The 19,054-nt window shown below is 52.1% G+C and carries 17 protein-coding genes; 8 read left to right on the forward strand and 9 right to left on the reverse strand.

Annotated features, from left to right (window positions below):
* Positions 1 to 254: 254 nt before the first annotated feature.
* Positions 255 to 3,251: a S9 family peptidase gene (locus DUE52_RS05630; RefSeq protein WP_114405005.1), complete on the forward strand. Its 2,997-nt coding sequence runs from the start codon at positions 255 to 257 to the stop codon at positions 3,249 to 3,251.
* A 91-nt stretch (positions 3,252 to 3,342) separates the two neighbouring features.
* On the opposite strand, the gene DUE52_RS05635 is transcribed toward DUE52_RS05630, so the two are convergent.
* The gene (locus tag DUE52_RS05635; protein ID WP_114405006.1) at positions 3,343 to 3,723 is read right to left on the reverse strand and encodes a DUF1573 domain-containing protein; all 381 of its coding nucleotides are present in this window, start codon (positions 3,721 to 3,723) and stop codon (positions 3,343 to 3,345) included.
* A gap of 184 nt (positions 3,724 to 3,907) precedes the next feature.
* On the opposite strand from DUE52_RS05635, the gene DUE52_RS05640 reads away from it, so the two are divergent.
* The 3 genes from DUE52_RS05640 to DUE52_RS05650 all read left to right on the forward strand — a co-directional run bounded on the left by DUE52_RS05640 (position 3,908) and on the right by DUE52_RS05650 (position 7,244).
* Positions 3,908 to 5,191 carry a sensor histidine kinase gene (locus DUE52_RS05640; protein ID WP_114405007.1) on the forward strand — a complete coding sequence of 428 codons (1,284 nt, stop codon included), beginning with the start codon at positions 3,908 to 3,910 and terminating at the stop codon, positions 5,189 to 5,191.
* Positions 5,188 to 5,877, forward strand: a complete 690-nt coding sequence (locus DUE52_RS05645) for a response regulator transcription factor (protein WP_114405008.1) — start codon at positions 5,188 to 5,190, stop codon at positions 5,875 to 5,877. Before DUE52_RS05640 ends, DUE52_RS05645 begins: the two co-directional genes overlap by 4 nt.
* Before the next feature lie 95 nt (positions 5,878 to 5,972).
* On the forward strand, positions 5,973 to 7,244 hold the full coding sequence (locus DUE52_RS05650; protein ID WP_114405009.1) for a lactonase family protein: 1,272 nt from the start codon (positions 5,973 to 5,975) through the stop codon (positions 7,242 to 7,244).
* Between the two features lie 86 nt (positions 7,245 to 7,330).
* Here DUE52_RS05650 and DUE52_RS05655 read toward each other — a convergent pair whose 3' ends face one another.
* On the reverse strand, positions 7,331 to 7,528 hold the full coding sequence (locus DUE52_RS05655; protein ID WP_114405010.1) for a hypothetical protein: 198 nt from the start codon (positions 7,526 to 7,528) through the stop codon (positions 7,331 to 7,333).
* Positions 7,529 to 8,388: 860 nt separating this feature from the next.
* Here DUE52_RS05655 and DUE52_RS05660 point away from each other — a divergent pair.
* From DUE52_RS05660 to glgX, 3 genes are all read left to right on the forward strand, one after another.
* Positions 8,389 to 9,120, forward strand: coding sequence for a YiaD family glycine zipper/OmpA-like lipoprotein (locus DUE52_RS05660; RefSeq protein ID WP_222930258.1), 732 nt, complete (start codon positions 8,389 to 8,391; stop codon positions 9,118 to 9,120).
* Positions 9,121 to 9,181: 61 nt separating this feature from the next.
* Positions 9,182 to 9,637 (forward strand): ferritin-like domain-containing protein, encoded by a 456-nt coding sequence (locus DUE52_RS05665; protein ID WP_114405012.1) that lies wholly within the window; start codon positions 9,182 to 9,184, stop codon positions 9,635 to 9,637.
* Between the two features lie 197 nt (positions 9,638 to 9,834).
* Positions 9,835 to 11,937 (forward strand): glycogen debranching protein GlgX, encoded by a 2,103-nt coding sequence (gene glgX, locus DUE52_RS05670; protein WP_114405013.1) that lies wholly within the window; start codon positions 9,835 to 9,837, stop codon positions 11,935 to 11,937.
* A 78-nt stretch (positions 11,938 to 12,015) separates the two neighbouring features.
* Here the strand turns inward: glgX and DUE52_RS05675 are convergent, their stop codons facing one another.
* The 6 genes from DUE52_RS05675 to DUE52_RS05700 form a co-directional block, all read right to left on the reverse strand.
* Positions 12,016 to 12,744: a DUF3891 family protein gene (locus DUE52_RS05675; protein ID WP_114405014.1), complete on the reverse strand. Its 729-nt coding sequence runs from the start codon at positions 12,742 to 12,744 to the stop codon at positions 12,016 to 12,018.
* Positions 12,745 to 12,824: 80 nt separating this feature from the next.
* On the reverse strand, positions 12,825 to 13,328 hold the full coding sequence (locus DUE52_RS05680) for a pyridoxamine 5'-phosphate oxidase family protein (RefSeq protein WP_114405234.1): 504 nt from the start codon (positions 13,326 to 13,328) through the stop codon (positions 12,825 to 12,827).
* A 370-nt stretch (positions 13,329 to 13,698) separates the two neighbouring features.
* Positions 13,699 to 14,103, reverse strand: coding sequence for a four-helix bundle copper-binding protein (locus tag DUE52_RS05685; protein ID WP_114405015.1), 405 nt, complete (start codon positions 14,101 to 14,103; stop codon positions 13,699 to 13,701).
* Between the two features lie 86 nt (positions 14,104 to 14,189).
* Positions 14,190 to 14,351 (reverse strand): DUF2188 domain-containing protein, encoded by a 162-nt coding sequence (locus DUE52_RS05690; protein ID WP_229312076.1) that lies wholly within the window; start codon positions 14,349 to 14,351, stop codon positions 14,190 to 14,192.
* A gap of 310 nt (positions 14,352 to 14,661) precedes the next feature.
* On the reverse strand, positions 14,662 to 16,125 hold the full coding sequence (locus tag DUE52_RS05695) for a hybrid sensor histidine kinase/response regulator (RefSeq protein WP_114405017.1): 1,464 nt from the start codon (positions 16,123 to 16,125) through the stop codon (positions 14,662 to 14,664).
* Entirely contained in the window at positions 16,109 to 16,543 is a 435-nt protein-coding gene (locus tag DUE52_RS05700) for a response regulator (RefSeq protein ID WP_310587780.1), read from the reverse strand. The genes DUE52_RS05695 and DUE52_RS05700 overlap by 17 nt, the downstream gene beginning before the upstream one ends.
* Before the next feature lie 333 nt (positions 16,544 to 16,876).
* Between DUE52_RS05700 and DUE52_RS05705 the strand changes: the two genes are divergently transcribed.
* A complete protein-coding gene (locus DUE52_RS05705) occupies positions 16,877 to 17,503 on the forward strand; it encodes a porin family protein (protein WP_114405019.1) in 627 nt (208 codons plus the stop codon).
* 57 nt (positions 17,504 to 17,560) lie between these two features.
* Here the strand turns inward: DUE52_RS05705 and DUE52_RS05710 are convergent, their stop codons facing one another.
* Entirely contained in the window at positions 17,561 to 19,009 is a 1,449-nt protein-coding gene (locus tag DUE52_RS05710; protein WP_114405020.1) for a sigma-54-dependent transcriptional regulator, read from the reverse strand.
* Between the last annotated feature and the right edge of the window lie 45 nt (positions 19,010 to 19,054).

Genomic DNA, 19,054 nt, shown 5'->3' on the forward strand with positions numbered 1-19,054 from the left:
TTCAGGGTTCGGGCGTCGTGTATATGTTCTCCCTACCCCGGATTACATCCGGGGCTAATGATGGAAGCCCGGTGGGCTTTTCTGGAAGACTTGGGTACTGCTCGCCCAAGATTGCATCCGGGGTTATCCATGTGTCGCCCTTTGGGCTTTTCTGGAGGACTGGCGTCCTGCGTGGAATTAAGGGATGGGGTGAGTTTCCCGCTTGTTTTGACCGGTTTTTGCTTAATTTAGTACGTTGTTAACCCACTCGAACCATGCGTCGCTGCACTTTTCTTTTCGTTTTTTTTATACTTCATTTTCAAACGTTCCTGCTCGCGCAATCGCCCAAACGACCGCTTACCCACGCCGACTACGACCGCTGGCAAACCGTTCGCTCCGAAAAGCACGCCAGCAATGGCCAATGGCTGAGTTATCAGATTGATCCCCAGGAGGGCGACGGTGTGCTGGAATTGATCAAAATTGGCGGTAAAGCCCCCGCGCAGGCTTCCGAAAAAAGTGCCGAGCCGGTGGAGGCTAAATCCGGGCCAAACGCCCCCACAGACCGCCCGACGACGGCATTCAACCCGCTGACACCCAAAAAATACACCTTCGCCCGGGGCTATCTGGCGCAGTTTACGCCCGACAGCCGGTTTCTGGTGATGCGGTTAAAAGCACCTTTCAAACTCACGCGGGAAGCCAAGAAGAAAAAAATGAAGGCCGACCAGCTTCCAAAAGACAGTTTGCTGGTGTTCAACCTCGAAACCGGCAACCGCATCGGCTTTGCCAATGTCAAGTCATTCACCTTACCGAAAGAAAGCGGTTCGTGGGTGGCGGTTTTGCAGGAACACCAGGAAGTGAAAGGGGTCAAAAAGGATTCGACCACCAGCAAACCGGCCAGCCGGAGCCGGGCATCCGCTTCGGCGAAAAAGCCCAAAGGCGACGATTTGATTCTGCTGAATCTGGAAACCGGCGCTACGCAGTCGTTTCGCTACGTGACCTATGTAACGGTTTCGGACAATGGAAACACCATTTTTTATACCAAAGACGCCGTCAATGATACGCTGAAAAAAGCCGGGGTGTTTGCGTTCGATACCAAAAAACAGAACGAGATGCTGATCGACACCAGCTCGAAGCACCGGCTTTACAAAGGGTTGGCGGTCGATAAAACCGGCTCGCAACTGGCCTGGATGGCCACCGCCGACAGCGCAGAAGCCGATGTCCGGGCCTATGCGCTGTATTACAAACGCCTGGCCTCTCCCCCGGCCCCTTCATCCCGGAAAAAGAAAACCGCCGTTCCTTCATTCTTGGATCGAACGGCGATGAACACCGTAGTGCTGGCCGATACGCTCACCAAAGCGTATCCCAAAGGCTGGAATGTGAATGAATTCCGGACGCCCTCGTTCTCGGAAGATGGAAAACGGCTCTACTTCGCCACCTCCATTCTTCCCCCCAAACCCATCAAGGATTCGACGGTGCTGGACGAGGAACGCGTGAAAGTGGACATCTGGAGCTGGAACGACCCGACCATTCAGCCCATGCAACTCAAGCAGTTGAAGCAGGAAAAAGAACGCGGTTTTCTGGCCGTTTGCGATTTGACCACCGGCAGCATTACGCAACTGGGAAACCGGGATATGCCGAACGTCCAGATCGACCCCAAAGCCGATCAGCCATATTGGCTGGGAATGAGCAATTTACCCTACCAGATCAGCAGCATGTGGGACCCCGGCCAGACGGACCTGTACTTGATCGATGCCAAAACCGGGCAGAAAAAACAAATCGCCAGCGAAGCCCGGGTTTCGTACGCCCAGTTGTCGCCGGGTGGCAAATACGCCTGGTGGTATGACGAGCGCGATTCGCTCTGGCGGGCGTGGTCGATTGCGGAGGGAAAACGGATCGACCTGACGCGCGGGATTCCGGCCCGGTTTTTCGACGAAGAACACGACACACCCGATTTGCCCGGCAGTTATGGAGCCGCCGGCTGGAGCCGCGACGACCGCTATGTGCTGATTTATGACCGGTTCGACCTCTGGCGCATCGATCCGACGGGGCAGGAAAAACCGGTGAACCTGACGGCGGGCTTCGGACGCAAAAACCGCATCCGGCTGCGTCGCGCCAACCTCAACCCTGACGAAAAAGTCGTTCCGCTGACGGGCGACCTATGGCTGACAGGGTTCTGGGAAAGCAACAAAGCCACCGGAATTTTGCGAAAACCGATGGAAAATCCGGCGGCTGAACCGGTGGTGCTGGCCCGAGGTGATTACCGGTTTTCCGGTTTATCAAAAGCCAAAAACGGCCCCGCACTGACGTTTTTGAAAGGCAATTTCCGGGAGTCGAACAACCTGTATCTGACCGACACCACCTTTGCCGAACCGCAGCCACTGACCCGGATCAATCCGCAACAGGATAGCGTCCGCTGGGGAAAGGTCGAGTTGGTGAACTGGGTGGGTAACAACGGCGTCCGGCTGGAAGGGCTGCTCTACAAACCCGACGATTTCGACCCGAAGAAAAAATACCCGATGCTGGTATATTATTACGAACGCAACGCCGAAACCCTGAACGATTACAAAGCCCCCGCGCCCAGTCGTTCGACCATTAACATGGCCTATTGTGTTTCAAACGGGTACCTGGTTTTTGTTCCTGACATCCTCTACACCACCGGCATGCCGGGCCAGAATGCCTACGACTGCATTGTACCGGGCGTGTTGAACTTGATCGAAAAAGGTTTCGTAGACCGCGACCGCATCGGTTTACAGGGCCAGAGCTGGGGCGGTTATCAGACGGCTTTTCTGGTGACGCGGACAAATCTGTTCAAAGCTGCGATGGCCGGTGCGCCGGTCGTCAACATGACCAGTGCCTACGGCGGAATCCGCTGGGGAACAGGCATGAGCCGGATGTTTCAATATGAAAAAACACAAAGCCGCATCGGCGGAACGCTCTGGGACAAACCGATGAACTACCTCGAAAGCTCCCCGCTTTTCTACGCCAACCGCATCCAGACGCCCCTGCTGTTGATGGCGAATGATCAGGACGGCGCGGTGCCCTGGTACCAGAGCATCGAGTTCTATTCGGCCCTCCGTCGACTGAGCAAACCGGCCTGGCTGCTGGTCTACAACGGCGAAGACCACAACCTCACCCAGCGCCACAACGCCAAAGACCTCAGCATCCGGATGTACCAGTTTTTCGATCACTACCTGAAAGACGCCCCCGAACCCGCCTGGATGAAAGACGGCCGCTCGGCGGTGGAGAAGGAATTGGGGGTGATGAAATATTAACTGGAAAGGAACACAGATTGGACGGATTGAACAGATTTTCACGGATAAATTGGATAAAAAATCCGTTCAATCCGCCCAATCCGCGTTCCCATTACTGAATAACCTCGCCCCGAATCGTCAACACTTTTGTGCCGCCCTCGGCGTTGGATTCCACGGTGACGGTTTTGTTGAACGTTCCGACCGCAGCGGCATTGAACGTCGCTTTGATCTTGCCGGCTTTTCCGGGCAAAATGGCTTCTTTCGGGTACTCGACACCCGTACATCCGCAGGAACCGCGGGCGTTGCTGATCACCAGCGGAACACCGCCATTGTTGGTAAAGGCAAATTCGGCAACCACCGGTTTGCTCCGCTGTATTTTACCAAAATCATGGGTCGTTTCGTCCCACTTAAAAACCGCTGACAGCGAATGGGCAATCAGAACACTAGCGGCAACCAGCCACAGGCACGACGCGATCATCAGGATGCGTTTCATGAGGTTTGTGTTTAATGGTGAAGCGTTGGAGAACCCAACGGCACAAAAGTATCTTCCTGGAAGACAGCAGGCTGTTAACGGGTAGCGAACAGTTGTTAACGAGATGTTAATGAGTTGATTTTTAGCCGCCGGAAGCCGACTTTTGGCATTCAATTCACCCTTTCCCAGGAAACCACGAGCGATCATGTCCAGACGCGTTTTCCGCATCCTGATTATTCTGTCGGTCATTTCGATCATCGGCATCATTACCGTGCAGATTGTATGGGTGCGCAAAGCCTACGCGCTGCGGGAACGCCAGTTTCGGCAAACGGCTTTCATTGCCTTGCAGGACGTGGCCGACCAGGTGGGCCTGCTCAACGGAATTACGCAAAGCTGCACGGCGGTCACGCAGCTCTCGCCCGATTATTTCATCGTCAACACCGATTCGCCGGTCGATCCGGGCATCCTCGAACATTATATCCAGAACTCGCTGCGCAACCACAACCTGATCACGGATTTTGAATACGGTATTTACAACTGCGAAAGTGATCGGATGATTTACGGCGCGTTTGTCAGCCTGAACGCCAATCCCCAAACGGTTCAGGCCAGCCGGAATTTGCCCAAGTTCTCGCGGAGTCCCTACTATTTCGGCATTCACTTTCCGAGCCAGTCCAGTTTCATCGCCGGTCATCTGGACGGCTGGATTGCCTCGTCGGCTGCGGTTCTGCTGGTGGTTTTGTTTTTTGGGTATACGCTGGTGGTGGTTTTGCGGCAGCGAAAACTGACGGAGGTGCAGCGGGATTTTATCAACAACATCACCCACGAACTGCAAACGCCGGTGGCCACCCTCCGCATTGCCGCCGACGTGCTGCAATCCGACGCCATCCTCGACCAGCCCGAACGCCATCGCCAGTACGTCAGGGTGGTGCAGGAAGAGAGTCTGCGGCTCCAGAAACAGGTGAGCAGTGTTCTGCAACTCGCCCGCTCGGAACAGATGCAGTTTACCATCAATCCTACAGAGATCAACCTGCATCAACTCCTGGCGGAGGCCGCCGAGGTGTTTCGTCCGCACGTTAGCCTGGAACTCTGGGCCGAAAACGCGATGATTTTGGGCGACCGGTATCACCTTGAGAACGTTATCAACAACCTGATCGACAATGCCTTGAAATACAATACCGCTACACCACACATTGTGTTGGAGACCCGTAATGACGGCGATCGGCTGGTGTGGTCGGTGCAGGACAACGGCATTGGCATTGCCCCGGAACACCAGCCGTACATTTTCAACCAGTTTTACCGCGTCCCGACCGGGAATGTTCACAACGTGAAAGGATTCGGATTGGGGTTGTACTACGTCTGCAAGGTCGTCAAAGCCCACCGCTGGCAAATTTCCCTGCAAAGTATACCCGGTTCCGGGAGTATCTTTACGGTAAAAGTCCGAACCACCAAGCCAACCGCCTTTGTTTCTAAACTGTCGACTGTGCGATGAAACCGCTTTTGCTGTACGTCGAAGATGACGTAAACCTGGGTTTTGTCACCAAAGATAACCTGGAACTGGCGCAGTTTCAGGTGGTTCACTGCACCACCGGCCCCGAAGCCTGGCGGTGTTTCGAACAGCACCCGTTCGATCTCTGCATTCTGGACGTGATGCTGCCCCAGACCGACGGTTTTACCCTGGCCCGGCAAATCCGGCAGATCGACGACCAGATTCCGCTGCTGTTTCTGAGTGCGCTGGCCGACAAGGACGACCGTCTGCAAGGGCTTCGGCTGGGGGCCGACGACTACATCACCAAACCGTTCAGCATTGAGGAACTGATTCTGAAAATCAACGTGTTCCTGCGACGGAGTAAGCCGCCGGTTTCCATGCACACCGGTTTAATTCAGGCAATCGGATCGTATCAGTTTAATTTTCAGAATCTGACGCTGGAAATAGACGGCCACTACCAAACGCTGACCCACCGCGAAGCCGAAGTGTTGCACTACCTGATGGCGCGACCGAATACGCTGATCCGGCGCGACGAGATTTTGAAAGCCATCTGGGGAGACAATGATTATTTTATGGGCCGCAGTCTCGACGTGTTCATCTCCCGACTGCGGAAACGGTTGGGTGCCGATTCTTCCATTCGCATCGAAAATCTCCACGGCATCGGTTTTCGGCTGTTGCTGCCGGGCTGAAATAAAGTGTAGCTTGACGCCAATGCTATTATTAAAATAAAGGCTTTCGGCTATATTTGTGTAATATCCAAAGCTATAACCCTTCTATTTGCAGCATGAAAAAACAGAGTTTGGTTGCCCTTGCCTCTTTATTGACAACGGGGGTCTTCGCCCAGCAGGAACCCATTCAGTTTACCGCCAAAGGAATTGTTGTTCTGTCCGATGCCGATATGGCGGCTTCCGCCCTGGCCGACGGCAATTTGTACAAAAGCAAAACCAGCCGTGACGCACTGACGATCGTTAAATTTCCCCTCGACCGGAGTGGGCAGAACATTACTACCGCCCCCATTTCCAACTCTTCGGCGCTGTATGACAAGGCCGCTGTCGTAACGCCCAACGGACGCTTCGCGTATGTGCTGGAAGGACGCGGCCAACTGGGCGACAGCGTATCCACGCTGAAAAGCGGTGTGAAAGAGCTGCCGGCCGCAGCCCGGATGTTTATCGTTGACCTGGCACCGGCCAAACCAACCGCGAAAGTGGTTAGCGTCGGCAACCTGCCGACGGCCATCACCATCAACCCGCAGGGCAACACCCTCGCCGTGGCTTCGGGTGATGCCGGCAAAGAAATGCGGTTGATTGAAATCGACAATACCGGCACGCCCAAGCGGGTGATCACGGCCCCCTCTCCGGTTCCGGGGGCACGCATTACGGATCTGGTCTGGAGCCCGGCCGGTGACTTCATTGCCTACGTGATTGAAGATACGCAGGAAGTCGGTTTGATGAAGTATTCACTCGATGCCGCCAAAAAACCGAATATCATTCCACACGGTAAACCCATCAAGGTAGGCGGTTTGCCAGCCACCGGCAAATTCTCACCGGACGGTAAATTCTTCCTTGTTTCCGACATCAAGAAGGGAGCCAGCGCGCAGGGTGCCGGTAAAGGTGAGTTGTTTGTGGTTCAGTTCAGCACTGAAGACACGCCGGGCGAGCACAAGGTAATTTCGCAAACCGCATCGGGCGAGAGTGCCGAAGCCCTGACCATCAGCCCCGATGGCTCCATGGTGATTGTGGCCAACTCCGGGCAGTCCTACCAGCCGTTTGGCCATGCAGGGGCCGGCAAAAGCTCCCTGTCGGTGTATGCACTCGACAAGGAAGGAAAGCTAACCCTGGCGAATGAGTATCCTTTTGAAGGCATCATGCCCCAGAGCATCGAATTCGACAAGAGTGGCAATGCCATTGCCGTGGCGGTTTCCGAATACCTCGACTACGGCGACCGTTCCGGCGGTATTGAATTCTGGAAAGTGACCAAAGGCGACAAACCGTCACTGGAGAAAATGCCGGGCAAAATCAGCGTCGCCCGCGGTAGCCACACGGTACGGGTTTATTAGTTAAAAATTAAAAGTTAAGAGTTAAAAATAAAGTGGCACAAGAATTTGATGCTATTTTTAATTTTTAACTCTTAATTTTTAACTCATTATACCCTCTCCCAGCGGAATTGCTTTTTAACTTTCTTCTGTTTTCCGTTTCCTTTATCCTTTTTCAGTCCTTTGCGGTCGCTGGCCATAGAGGAAGAGGCTCCGGCTCCTTTGCGGTTGGAGAACCACCAGGTCGGGCTGTGCATGGTACCCAAAACCGTCCCCCGATACACCCGTGCACCGTGCTGGTGTTCCATTCTGACATGGCAACTTTTGATTGGGCAATGGGAGGCCATACATCCCGTCAGGAGCCAACTACTCACTAAGCTCACCCACAATTCCTGAGGTAGTTTCATCTCGGTATTGGTCTAAAGCAGAAGGGGTGAAAGTAGAAAAAGTTTCGCTCTTTTTCCACCTTCACCCCTTCTGCCTATTGTAAGGTCTTATCTTCCGAAAGCCAACTCATACCCGGCGTTTACCAGATATTCGGCCACCCGTGGCCGAACAACCCAATACACCCCGTTATCTCCGCGCAAAATCCAGTGGTCACTTCCCTTTACATAGCGATTATTCGCGCAATCAATTGCCTGCATCAATGTTTTAAATTCTGATTGCCGTGCTTCTTTCAACATCTCAGCAAGGCGCGGAAAAGCCACGCTCCGCCGTAACCGTAACGTAATTGTTGAATCTCGAGAATACATACACGTAGAGTAAACAGTACACTATGGGTTGTCTACTTGCACAAATCAGGCCAATTATTCCCCTTTTGTAACCGTTTAGTAAAATAAGACAATATTAATGAAATAATCGAGTCGGCAATCTACCAAAAACTAACATTTTTTTATGATGTACTGAGTAATTATTCTTTCTATAAAAATATGATTATACTAATATTTGTATATAGCTTATTGTAGAAAGACTTCCCCAGCAACCGGCTTGTGTAGCCCTGATTCCCCACAAACGGCCGACCCGCTATGCGGTTGACCAGCGAACCAAACTTACACATAAATACCTATTTATCAATACATTGCAGAAGATAAAAATCCCACACCGACCCTATTTTTACAAGTGGTACGGCTTTTGGCTTTGGTGCGACGAACCAATGTTTCAATTTACCATGATCAAACACAGCCATTCTTTACAATTGCGTACAATGAGAGCGGTGGCACTGGTAGTAGCCGGGAGCATGCTTGCGGCTGGTACAATGACAGGATGTAAATCAATTCGAAAAAACACGAATAATACCCAGCGCGGTGCCATCATCGGAGCCGGGGCGGGGGCAGTAGCGGGTGGACTGATTGGCCGGAAATCAGGCAATACCGCCGTGGGTGCCATTCTGGGCGCTACCGTGGGGGGGGCCGGGGGTGCATTGATCGGTCGTCAGATGGATAAGCAGGCGGAAGAACTTCGCCGTCGACTCGAAAACGCCCGCATCGAACGCGTGGGCGAGGGCATCAAAATCACCTTCGATTCCGATTTCCTGTTCGACGTGGATCAATATAAACTGAAGTCTGCGAATCGGGAAAACATGACCAAACTGGCCGAAACGCTGAAGAAATACAACGATACGGAAGTACTGATTGAAGGCCATGCCGACAACACCGGTTCCGATCAGCACAACCTGAAACTGTCGGAACGCCGGGCCAAAACCGTGGCCAAACTGCTGCAGTCGGAAGGCATCAAAGCCAACCGTCTGACGGAGAAAGGCTATGGCGAAAGCCAACCGCTGGCCGACAACGGCAGCGTTTCGGGCCGTCAGCAAAACCGCCGGGTCGAGGTGGCCATCTTTGCGAATGATAAGCTAAGAAAAGCCGCTGAACGCGGAACAATTGGAAATATAAACAGTTAAACCTATATCCCCGGCCCTTCACCGGTCGGGGATACTCTATTCACTTTTCTTTTTAAACGTTATGGAAGTAGGAAACACACACAGCGAAATTCTAGACCGGTTGAACACGCTACTGACGCGTACACGTGACGGAGAACGAGGCTATCAGGAAGCCGCTGAGAATGTAAAAGATGCTGAACTGAAAAGTTTGTTTCTGACACAGTCGCGGCAACGGAATGAATATGCCACGGAGATCGACCGCGAAATCCGCACCCTGGGCGGAGATCCCGAAAACAGCACGAGCCTCACCGCCGATCTGCACCGCGCCTGGATCAATATTAAAACCACCTTTACCGGCAACGACGACAAAGCCGTGGTGGAAGAATGCAAACGCGGAGATGGTCAGGCGCTGGAAGATTATCAGGAAATTCTGCAAAGCACCAGCCTGGCCGCCAGCACCCGCGAACTGTTGCTGCGTCAGAAGGAACGGATCGAATCGGCCCATGCGTCGATGGCCCGTCTGGCAAATGTTGTATAACCCTTTCAGATGAAGGGTAAAAAGTCCCGGATCCGGTGGATTCGGGACTTTTTTTTGTATCCAAAAACAATCTAAATCCACGAATTGTTGATCAATAGGCCGGCCAGCCCTTGCCAGGATTGACTTAAAAACCGCACAAGCACTTCAAAAACCGCAGCGGAACCTGATTCAACGGCCCCGGAAACTGAATTATTACTATGGAAACCACCAATACTGTAGAAAACCCGGATGAGATCCATTCCAGACCGGGAAAGCCCTACCCTCTGGGCGCAACATGGGACGGCGAAGGCGTTAATTTCGCCCTGTTTAGTGAACACGCTACCGGCGTTATGCTGTGTCTGTTCGACGCGGAAGACCCTGCCAAAGAAACCCAGCGGATTCCGCTGACGGAACGCACCGAGCAAATCTGGCACATTTACCTGGATGCCATCCAACCCGGACAACTGTACGGTTACCGCGTGGAAGGGCCGTTTGAACCCACCCAGGGCTTCGTCTTCAATCCGAACAAACTGCTGCTGGATCCGTATGCCAAAGCCATCAGCGGGCCCATTGAAAGCAACCTGGCTCAATTGGGCTTCGATCCGAACAACCAGGACGAAGACCGGTTTTCGAAACCGCAGGAAGACGACAGCGCCCCTTTCGTACCGAAGTCGGTGGTAATCGACTCCACGTTCGACTGGGAAGATGACCAACATCCGGACATTCCGCTCAACCGCTCCGTGATCTACGAATTACACGTGAAAGGGTTTACGAAACTACACCCCGAACTGCCGGAGAAAATCCGGGGAACCTACGCCGGTCTGGGTCGTCCCGAGGTTACGGAGTATCTGAAATCGCTGGGAATCACGACGGTGGAACTGATGCCGGTTCACCAGTTTACGGGCGAAAGCTACTGGGGCTATAACTCGATCGGTTATTTTGCCCCCCACAGCGAATATGCCTCGAAAGATAAAATCGGCCATGCCGTCAACGAGTTCAAGGAAATGGTGAAGGCCTTGCACAAGGCCGGTATCGAAGTCGTTCTGGACGTGGTCTATAACCACACCGCCGAGGGCAACCAGCACGGGCCGACCCTGTCGTTCCGGGGCATCGACAATCCGGCTTACTACTGGCTCGTGGAAGGCAATGAAACCTACTACATGGATTATACCGGCACGGGTAATACGCTGAATATGAACCACCCGCGTACGCTGCAACTCGTGATGGACAGCCTTCGCTACTGGGTAAACGAAATGCACGTCGACGGTTTCCGGTTCGACCTGGCCACGGCCCTGGCCCACAGCCTGACAGCGGCCGGTCAGTTGTCGTCATTCCTGGAAACCATTCAGCAGGACCCGGTTTTGTCGCGCGTCAAACTGATTGCCGAACCCTGGGATGTGCAGTCGTATCACGTCGGCAATTTTCCGGTCAACTGGTCGGAGTGGAATGGCAAATACCGGGATTGCGTTCGCGGATTCTGGAAGGGTGACACCGGACTGGCCGGTGAACTGGCCGCGCGGGTTTTGGGAAGCCCCGACCTCTACAACGACGGTCGCCAGCCCGCCAACAGCATCAACCTGATAACGGCTCACGACGGTTATACGCTCAATGACCTGGTGAGCTATAACGACAAGCACAACGAGGCCAATGGCGAGGATAACAAGGACGGTGCCAACGATAACCTGAGCTGGAACATGGGCGCAGAAGGCCCGACCGACGACGAAGCCATTGTGCGGGCGCGTGAACAGCAAAAACGAGCGTTTTTAGCCACCCTCCTCCTGAGCCAGGGAACACCGATGCTGCTGATGGGTGACGAATGTGGCCGGACGCAGCAGGGCAACAACAACGCCTATTGTCAGGACAATGAAATTAGCTGGTTCAACTGGGAATGGACGGCCGATCAACAGGCATTGTTCGATTTTACCCGCCAGCTCACGGCCTTACGCCGGGAACTGCCGTTGCTGCGTCGCCGGAAGTTCTACCGCACGGAGGAGATAACCTGGCTCCGCAACGACGGAAAACCGATGACCGACCAAAACTGGAACGACGGTATTACCCGCTGTCTCGGCTTGCTGATGGATGGCACCAAGGTGGATGAGCAGGACGAAAACGGCGATGCGATTGGCGAAGGCCGGTTGTTGATTCTGTTCAACGCGTTTTGGGAACCGCTGTCTTTTCAATTACCCAAACCCGGCCGGAAATCCAAATGGCAGGTGTTGGTCAATACCGCTACAGATGCGCCTGTTCCACAGGAAGTTTCGGCCCGTGAACCCTTCGAAATCCAGGGCCGGTCGGTGGTGTTTCTGAAGCTGAAGGAATGATGGGTTATTGAATGATGAGTTATGAACGATGAATGGTAGCCGGCGAAGCCAATTCATCATTCATAACTCAATAACCCATCATTCGTTTTTAAAACGCCATTCCTTCTCTTCAATCGGTGCTTTCTGAATGCAATCGTACAGCTCCGCGTCGTCTTTGAAACGAAGCTGCTGCAATGGGTGCGCTTCAATTTGTAGTGAAAATTCGGCGCTCTCGAAGGGCCAGGGATCGACGCATACGGTTTGGTCGGGACGTTGAAAAATGTAGTAGATTCTTCCGTCCGGACCGGGACTGATTTCCAGCCGACGGCCATACTCCGGAATCAAGCCCTGGCAAAGGATAAGCGACAGGGCATCGCACCACTGAATGAAGGCATACGCATAATCCACCTCTTTTTTAGAAAGTTTCATCTGCCGGAGCCACGTCTTCTGGTTCTGTTTCTGCTGTTCCAAAAACTCGTTCAGGTCTGCACTTTGGTCGGCTAATGACTCATAGAGGAAGGTGGCATGTTTCGACACCATCAGGGCATTCCAGCGGCTTTTTTCCAGCGCAATTTCGACCATTCGCCGGGCCTGACCAACGGCATATTCTTCAATCCGAAAATCCATCGGTGCGCCCGCTGACGTGAGGTGGTTTCGACCTTCCCAGGGTTCCTGCCCGTCGTCGTGTTCGGTCAGGGCCACGAGCGTTTCCACCCAGCGTTCCGGTCTTTTTGCCGAATTCCAGTGCATCGCAATTTTGACCGCCAGCAAACCATGTGCCTGCTGGTGAATTAATTCCCAACCAAAATCGGTGTTTTTAACAATCATACTCACTTTATTTTCAGACGGATAAGCAAAAAAATGCCGATCTTTTCAGACCGGCATCCCGCTTTTTATAGACTACGACACTACCGGTTTTCAACCAGTTTGTTTTCACCTTCCTGATAGGTGTCACCGGTCAAAGCCGCCCGCGCCATTTCAAAAAGCCGCACCATCCGGCTTGAACTGGAATCCCAGTATTCAGCGGTTTCGGTATGCACTTTCAGAATAGACAGCGATGGGTCGTCTTTGCCTTCGGGGAACCACGGTTTAGCCATTGGCGACCACAGATCCTCGATTTTTGCCCGATCCTGCAATTCCTGCGCCGTTCCGCTCACGGATACATATGAGGCATCTGACACATTGGCAAAAGCGACATTGACCTGGTAATTCTGGTCGATTTGATCGGTTTTCGGAGAATGTTCTTTCGTTAGAAACCACAGATCACCATTTTCATCCACCTGCATCACGGCCATCGGACGACTCACCAGCTTCCCGTTTTCGTCCTGGGTGGTCAACATGCCAATTCGGATGTCGTTGATCAGTTTGCTGACCTTCTCCATTCCCGCACTGCGTTCTTCTATCGTTTCCATACTTTTGTTGATTTTACGAAGAATAAAAGCCGGTTGTCGTTTAGCTTGCGCTAAAAACAACCGGCCCATCACTATTGAATATCTATGACGGTGTTGATGACCAGTCCAGGGTCTTCATCGGAATGTACGTTTCAGAGAGGCTGGCGCAGCTTTCGTATAGCCAGTTTCTGTCCGTTTCGGCACCGGGGATTCACAATCCGTTGTAACGTGTCCGTTATCGTTAACCACCTGAACGTATGTTGTCTCTTTCGCCACTGCCATACTGCTCACAACGACCCGTTTACCGACAGAATTTCCCGATGACCAATGGCCCGGCTGGTTGAATGACCAGCACCGTTTTTGTTACCAGTCGTATCAGTTCCCTGACCAACTAGTTATAGAGCATTTCCTGACGGCCGAGCGCAACAAACAACGTGCGGGACATCTCAGATTCATCCTCGGGCCGGAGGGTCATCTCCAGAATGGTCATGCACACGCGGATGCATTGACGGCAGGTGGTGGCAATCTGGCAGGCGCGTTCGGCACTCATCCGCTCGCATTCTTCAGCGCACTTTTCGCATACCTCGATGCAGGTTCGGGCCAGAAGCCGCGTGTTTTCGGAACCCCGGACGTACAAAACCGCCACCTGACGACAGAGATCCGAGCAATCCAGGCTCAGGAAAATACAGCGATACAGCTCCTCAATGTCCTGCTGACGCGACAATTCCGTGGCGTATTCATCGCAAGCCGTCGCGCAGCCTACCAACGTGTCGTAAATGTTTTTCTTCCAGATCATAACGCTTCAATTTTCCTGGGTTAAACGCCTTCTACAAAATGAACTGTGATTAAAAATAATGGTGTGGAGTACGAATCGCTTTTTCCCTAGGCCACCTGACGGGATTCCATAAACCGTTGGCGTGCCCAGGCGCGGGCTTCGTAGATACTGGTCGAAATCGCTTCTTTCTTGTCAGGCACTTCCTGTTCCAGAAGCGAGTTGGCAATCTCAATCGCCTTGGCGCGAACGCTGGGCGGTAGCGAACGCATTGCTGCGGGGAAATGGGTTTGATTCCAGACCATGTTCTTTATCGCTTGTTGATGCCAGGTGTATTGAGATAATTATGCCAGATTCACTTTCCCATCAGACGATCAATTTCCCTAATTATACTCCACTGGTTATCAATCATATTCAAGAGATAACTCTCAATAAAACACAAAACTCCGCCGTGCCACTTCCAGCGATTTGTAGAAAATGGTTTCCTCACTGTGTATGAAACTCCACAGCTAAATCCATAAAAAATGGCCTCCGAATTTCTCAGAGGCCACGGGTACTTTACGTTGTCGGTTTACACTTTGATCACTTGGGGAAAATGAGTCTAAATGTTGTCCCCTGCCCTTCCTGACTTTCGACCTCAATCGAACCCCGGTGGCTGTTGATGATATTTTGCGTGGTTGTTAAACCCAGTCCCATACCGCCCTGTTTCCCCGTAAAAAACGGATCGAAGAGTCGTTGGCGATTGGCTTCCGAAATCCCCGAACCGTTGTCTTCCACACAAACCATGATGGCCCGTTCGTTGATGGGAATGGTTTTCACCGTCAGCACCCCGGTCATTTCCTTCATCGCTTCCACAGCGTTGATCAGAATGTTGAGCAAGGCGGTTTTAAACTGTTCTTTATCGAGCGGAACGGCACAGTCTTCGGTGGTGAAATCAGTCACCAGTTTCATGCCTTTGAGTTGCAGCCGGTCATGAACCAGATACAATGTATCCCGTACAGCATCGTTCAGGTTGTGCGACGTCAGCTCCAGATCACGCGGTTTCGACGAGTTGAGCATCTCGGTGATCAACTGGCCAATGCGCTCGGCGTTTCGGCGGATGATGTTGATGTAGAGCGATAAGCCCGGGTCATCGGGGGGTAAATCTTCTTTTAATTGCTCGAGGGCCAGGTGCAGGTTGGTCAGCGGATTCCGCACCTCGTGGGCAATGCTGCGGGCAATCTGGCCGGTCATGCTCAGTTTTTCGGCAATCAACAGATCGCGCTGGGCTTTCTTTTGCTGGGTAACATCCCGCACGATGGCCTGATACCAGTTGGTAACGCCCCCCTTGTCGGGTATGGCAACCACCGAAAGCAGACAGTCGATCCGTTTGCGGTCTTTGCTGACCAGCACGATTTCGGTATCTTTCACCTGCTCCGACTCATCAATTTGCCTTCGCAACTGCTCGTATACCTCCGCTTTATCAAACAGTTCACGAACATGCATTTGTCTCAGTTCCTCGTCCGAATACCCCGTCAGATTTTCGAGGGAGGGATTGATTTCCTGAAATTCAAAGTTGCGATCGGTAACAAAAATGGCATCGATCGAACGTTCGAACAGCGAACGGTATTTGTTTTCCTTTTCGGCCAGTTCGCCCACCACATTGGCCTGCCGCAAGGCATAGCGAATACTCCGGCCGAGCAGTTGGGCATCGATCCGGCCTTTCACGAGGTAATCGGCCGCACCCAGCTTGAGGGCCGAATAATCCACTTCCAGATCATCCTGCCCCGTTAGCAATATCATTGGCGTCTGGCATCCGGCCTTAAACGCTTCGTGAATCAGTTCGATACCGGTTCGTTCGCCCAGGCGGTAATCGACCAGATAAACATCGTAGGCATTCTGGTAAATATGCTCGAGTGCCGAGTTAAAGTCGCTGACCCAATCGAGGTGGATGTTGGCATTGTCGCGGGTAGAAACCAGGGATTTTGTCAGCACAAAATCGTCTTCATCATCCTCAACCAGCAGCACCCGGATGGGTTTTTCCGAGAGTTCATCGGGTTGAGTCATCAGGTAGGGAAACGGTGTCAATCCAGTATTTTTTTATGGTGGTCGTGATGTCGAGTAACGTACTAAAATCAAACGGTTTGGAGATGTAGGAACTGACCCCCAGATCGTAGGTTCGCAGAATATCTTCTTCGGCCGTCGAGGTTGTTAATACAACGACCGGGATTTGCCGGAATTGCTCGTTGGCCTTAATTTCACGAAGTGCCTGAATCCCGTTTTTTCGGGGCATATTCAAATCGAGCAAAATCAGGCTGGGGCGCAGGGCCGATGCATACGGCTCCCGCTGGTATAAAAAATCCATCAGTTGTTCCCCATCTTCCACAAAGTATAATTCCGATGTCAGGTTACATTCCCGAAACGCCTGTTCGATCAGTAGGCGGTCATCGGCATCGTCGTCAGCAATCAGTATGCTGGTATTCAATGGTTTATTTGTCATTTGAGTGGATATCGAATGAGACCACAGGGTCTTTGTCTCAGTAAAGACAAAATTACACCTACTTTCCTCGTATTAAGAAACAAGTTTCTATTTCTGGTGTTTTTCGAAACGGGCAAATCTTACTTCCTGTCTTCTACACTTTGAGTAGGATCTTCCACAGAAACTGTTTCCCGCCAACGTACAACCTGGTTGCAACCAAATTCAACACCCCACTAAATATAACTGATTGTCAGCACATTACCACCTAATCTTCCTGCACTCGACGCTTTGGCACAGAATTGTCAGCTATTGATGTGTATAACAAACCTATTTTATGCCATGAAAAACTCGATTGTTAGAGTGTTAGTTGCCTCTGTTCTGGTTAGCAGCCTATCGGTTTTAAAAATCTCGGCCCAAACAACGCCCCGGACCGGAATTAAAGGCGGCTTGAATGCCAGCACGCTCTATCTGGACAACGTCGATGATCGCAATGAACGCATTGGTTTCCACGTCGGTCTTTTTACACAGATCCCGGTGACCTCATTCTTCGCCATTCAGCCTGAACTTCAATACACCACCAAAGGTGTTTCGGCGAATTATAACCTGCTGGGAAATACCGGCAAGAACAATTTTAACCTGAATTACGTGGAACTGCCGGTTCTGGCCACGTTTAAACTGGGCAACTCCGTCGATCTGCAAGCCGGACCGTATGCGTCCTATCTGGTAAGTTCAAAAATAACCACAGACGGTGACTTCGGTTCTGATTACCGCAACATTAACCGCGACAATTTCAATACCTTCGACTATGGCATCGCCGGTGGTTTGAACATTTACTTTGGAAAAGCTCTGCTGGGATTGCGCTACGGCCAGGGTCTGCAACCGGTGGCGAAAGACGGGGCGGCCCGTTTGCTCATGGGAAAGGCTAAAAACGCCGTTGGCCAGGTTTCGCTGGGGTTTGCGTTTTAATGTTAATGTCCCGTTTTCCCCTACATTCATCAGAGCATGTAGGGGAAAACGAGCTTATTACAGGTGAATATCGTACGCTTTGAGCTTGTTATAAAGGGTCTTGCGGTCAATATTCAGGACTTCGGCGGCTTTGGTTTTGTTGTAGCCGGTTTTCTCAAGGACTTTAATAATGGCGGCCCGTTCGGCGTTTTCCGACACGGATTTGAGGTTGTTGGCCGGAGCAACGGTCGAAACTGCCGAACCATTCTCTTCCATCACATACGTAGGAGAAATAATCTCATAGGGCAGGCAATCCAGCGTTATGAAATCACCCTGTGACAGCAAAACGGCCCGCTTCACAACGTTCTGAATTTCACGCAAATTACCGTGCCAGTAATACTCTTTTAGTTTATCTTTCACCTCATCGTCGAAGCCCAGAACGTTTTTCTCCAACTGGTCGTTGGCAATTTCCAGGAAGTGGTCGGCAAAGAGCAGAATGTCGGCCTTGCGTTCACGCAGGGGAGCCAGTTCGATGCGGAACTCATCCAGGCGGTGAAAAATATCTTCCCGGAAACGGCCCTGCCGAACGGCTTCACGAAGGTCTTCGTTGGTGGCAACCAGAATGCGGACATCGACGACAATGTCGGTGTTACTGCCAATCCGGCGTATTTTTCGCTCCTGCAAAACCCGCAGAAGTTTGATCTGATTTTCATACGAGAGGTTGCCAATTTCATCCAGAAACAACGTCCCCCCGTTGGCATACTCGAAACTGCCCATTTTATCAGACATGGCACCCGTAAAAGCGCCTTTGGTATGGCCAAACAGTTCACTCCCCGCCAGTTCTTTGGACAGGGCTCCGCAGTCAATGGCGACGAACGGTTTGCCGGCCCGTTTGCTTTTCTGATGGATGGCATTCGCGACAAACTCCTTGCCCGTACCGGTTTCGCCGGTGATGATCACCGACATGTTGGTGGGCGCAATGAGGTCGATGTGTTTCTGAAGCATTTCGGCCGACCGGCTTTTCCCGAAGATAAACCGTTTGCCACCACTGACGAGGGTGGCGGTTTTGGCGGCCCGGGCGGGCGGTTTTACCGGACTGGTTTCGGGTGCGTCGTCCCCATCGTCGGAAGAAGTGCCACCGATCGACCGGACATCGGCCTTTTGATTGCGCCGGTCGAGGGCACTTTTAATGGTATACAGGATTTCGTCCGGATAAAGCGGTTTGGTAACATAGTCATATGCACCGTGCTTTACCGTTTGCACCGCCATTCGAACGTCGGAATACCCGGTAATGATGATAACCGCCGTGGTAGGGTCGAGGATTTTTATCCGGCGTAACATTTCAAGACCATCGACATCGGGGAGCTTGAAATCGCAGATAACCAGTTCGAACGGGTCTTTTCGCAGCAGAGTCAAGGCGTCATCTCCTCGTTGAACAGAAGCCGTCTTATATCCTTGTTTTGACAAAAATCGTTCTAAAAGCAGGCATATATCCGTATTATCGTCAACGATTAAGATTCTTTCCATAGAGGGACAGTTACAGCGCCCAGTTACTTAATGAGGGGATAAAGT

Source organism: Larkinella punicea, from assembly GCF_003334855.1.
Lineage (GTDB): Bacteria > Bacteroidota > Bacteroidia > Cytophagales > Spirosomataceae > Larkinella > Larkinella punicea.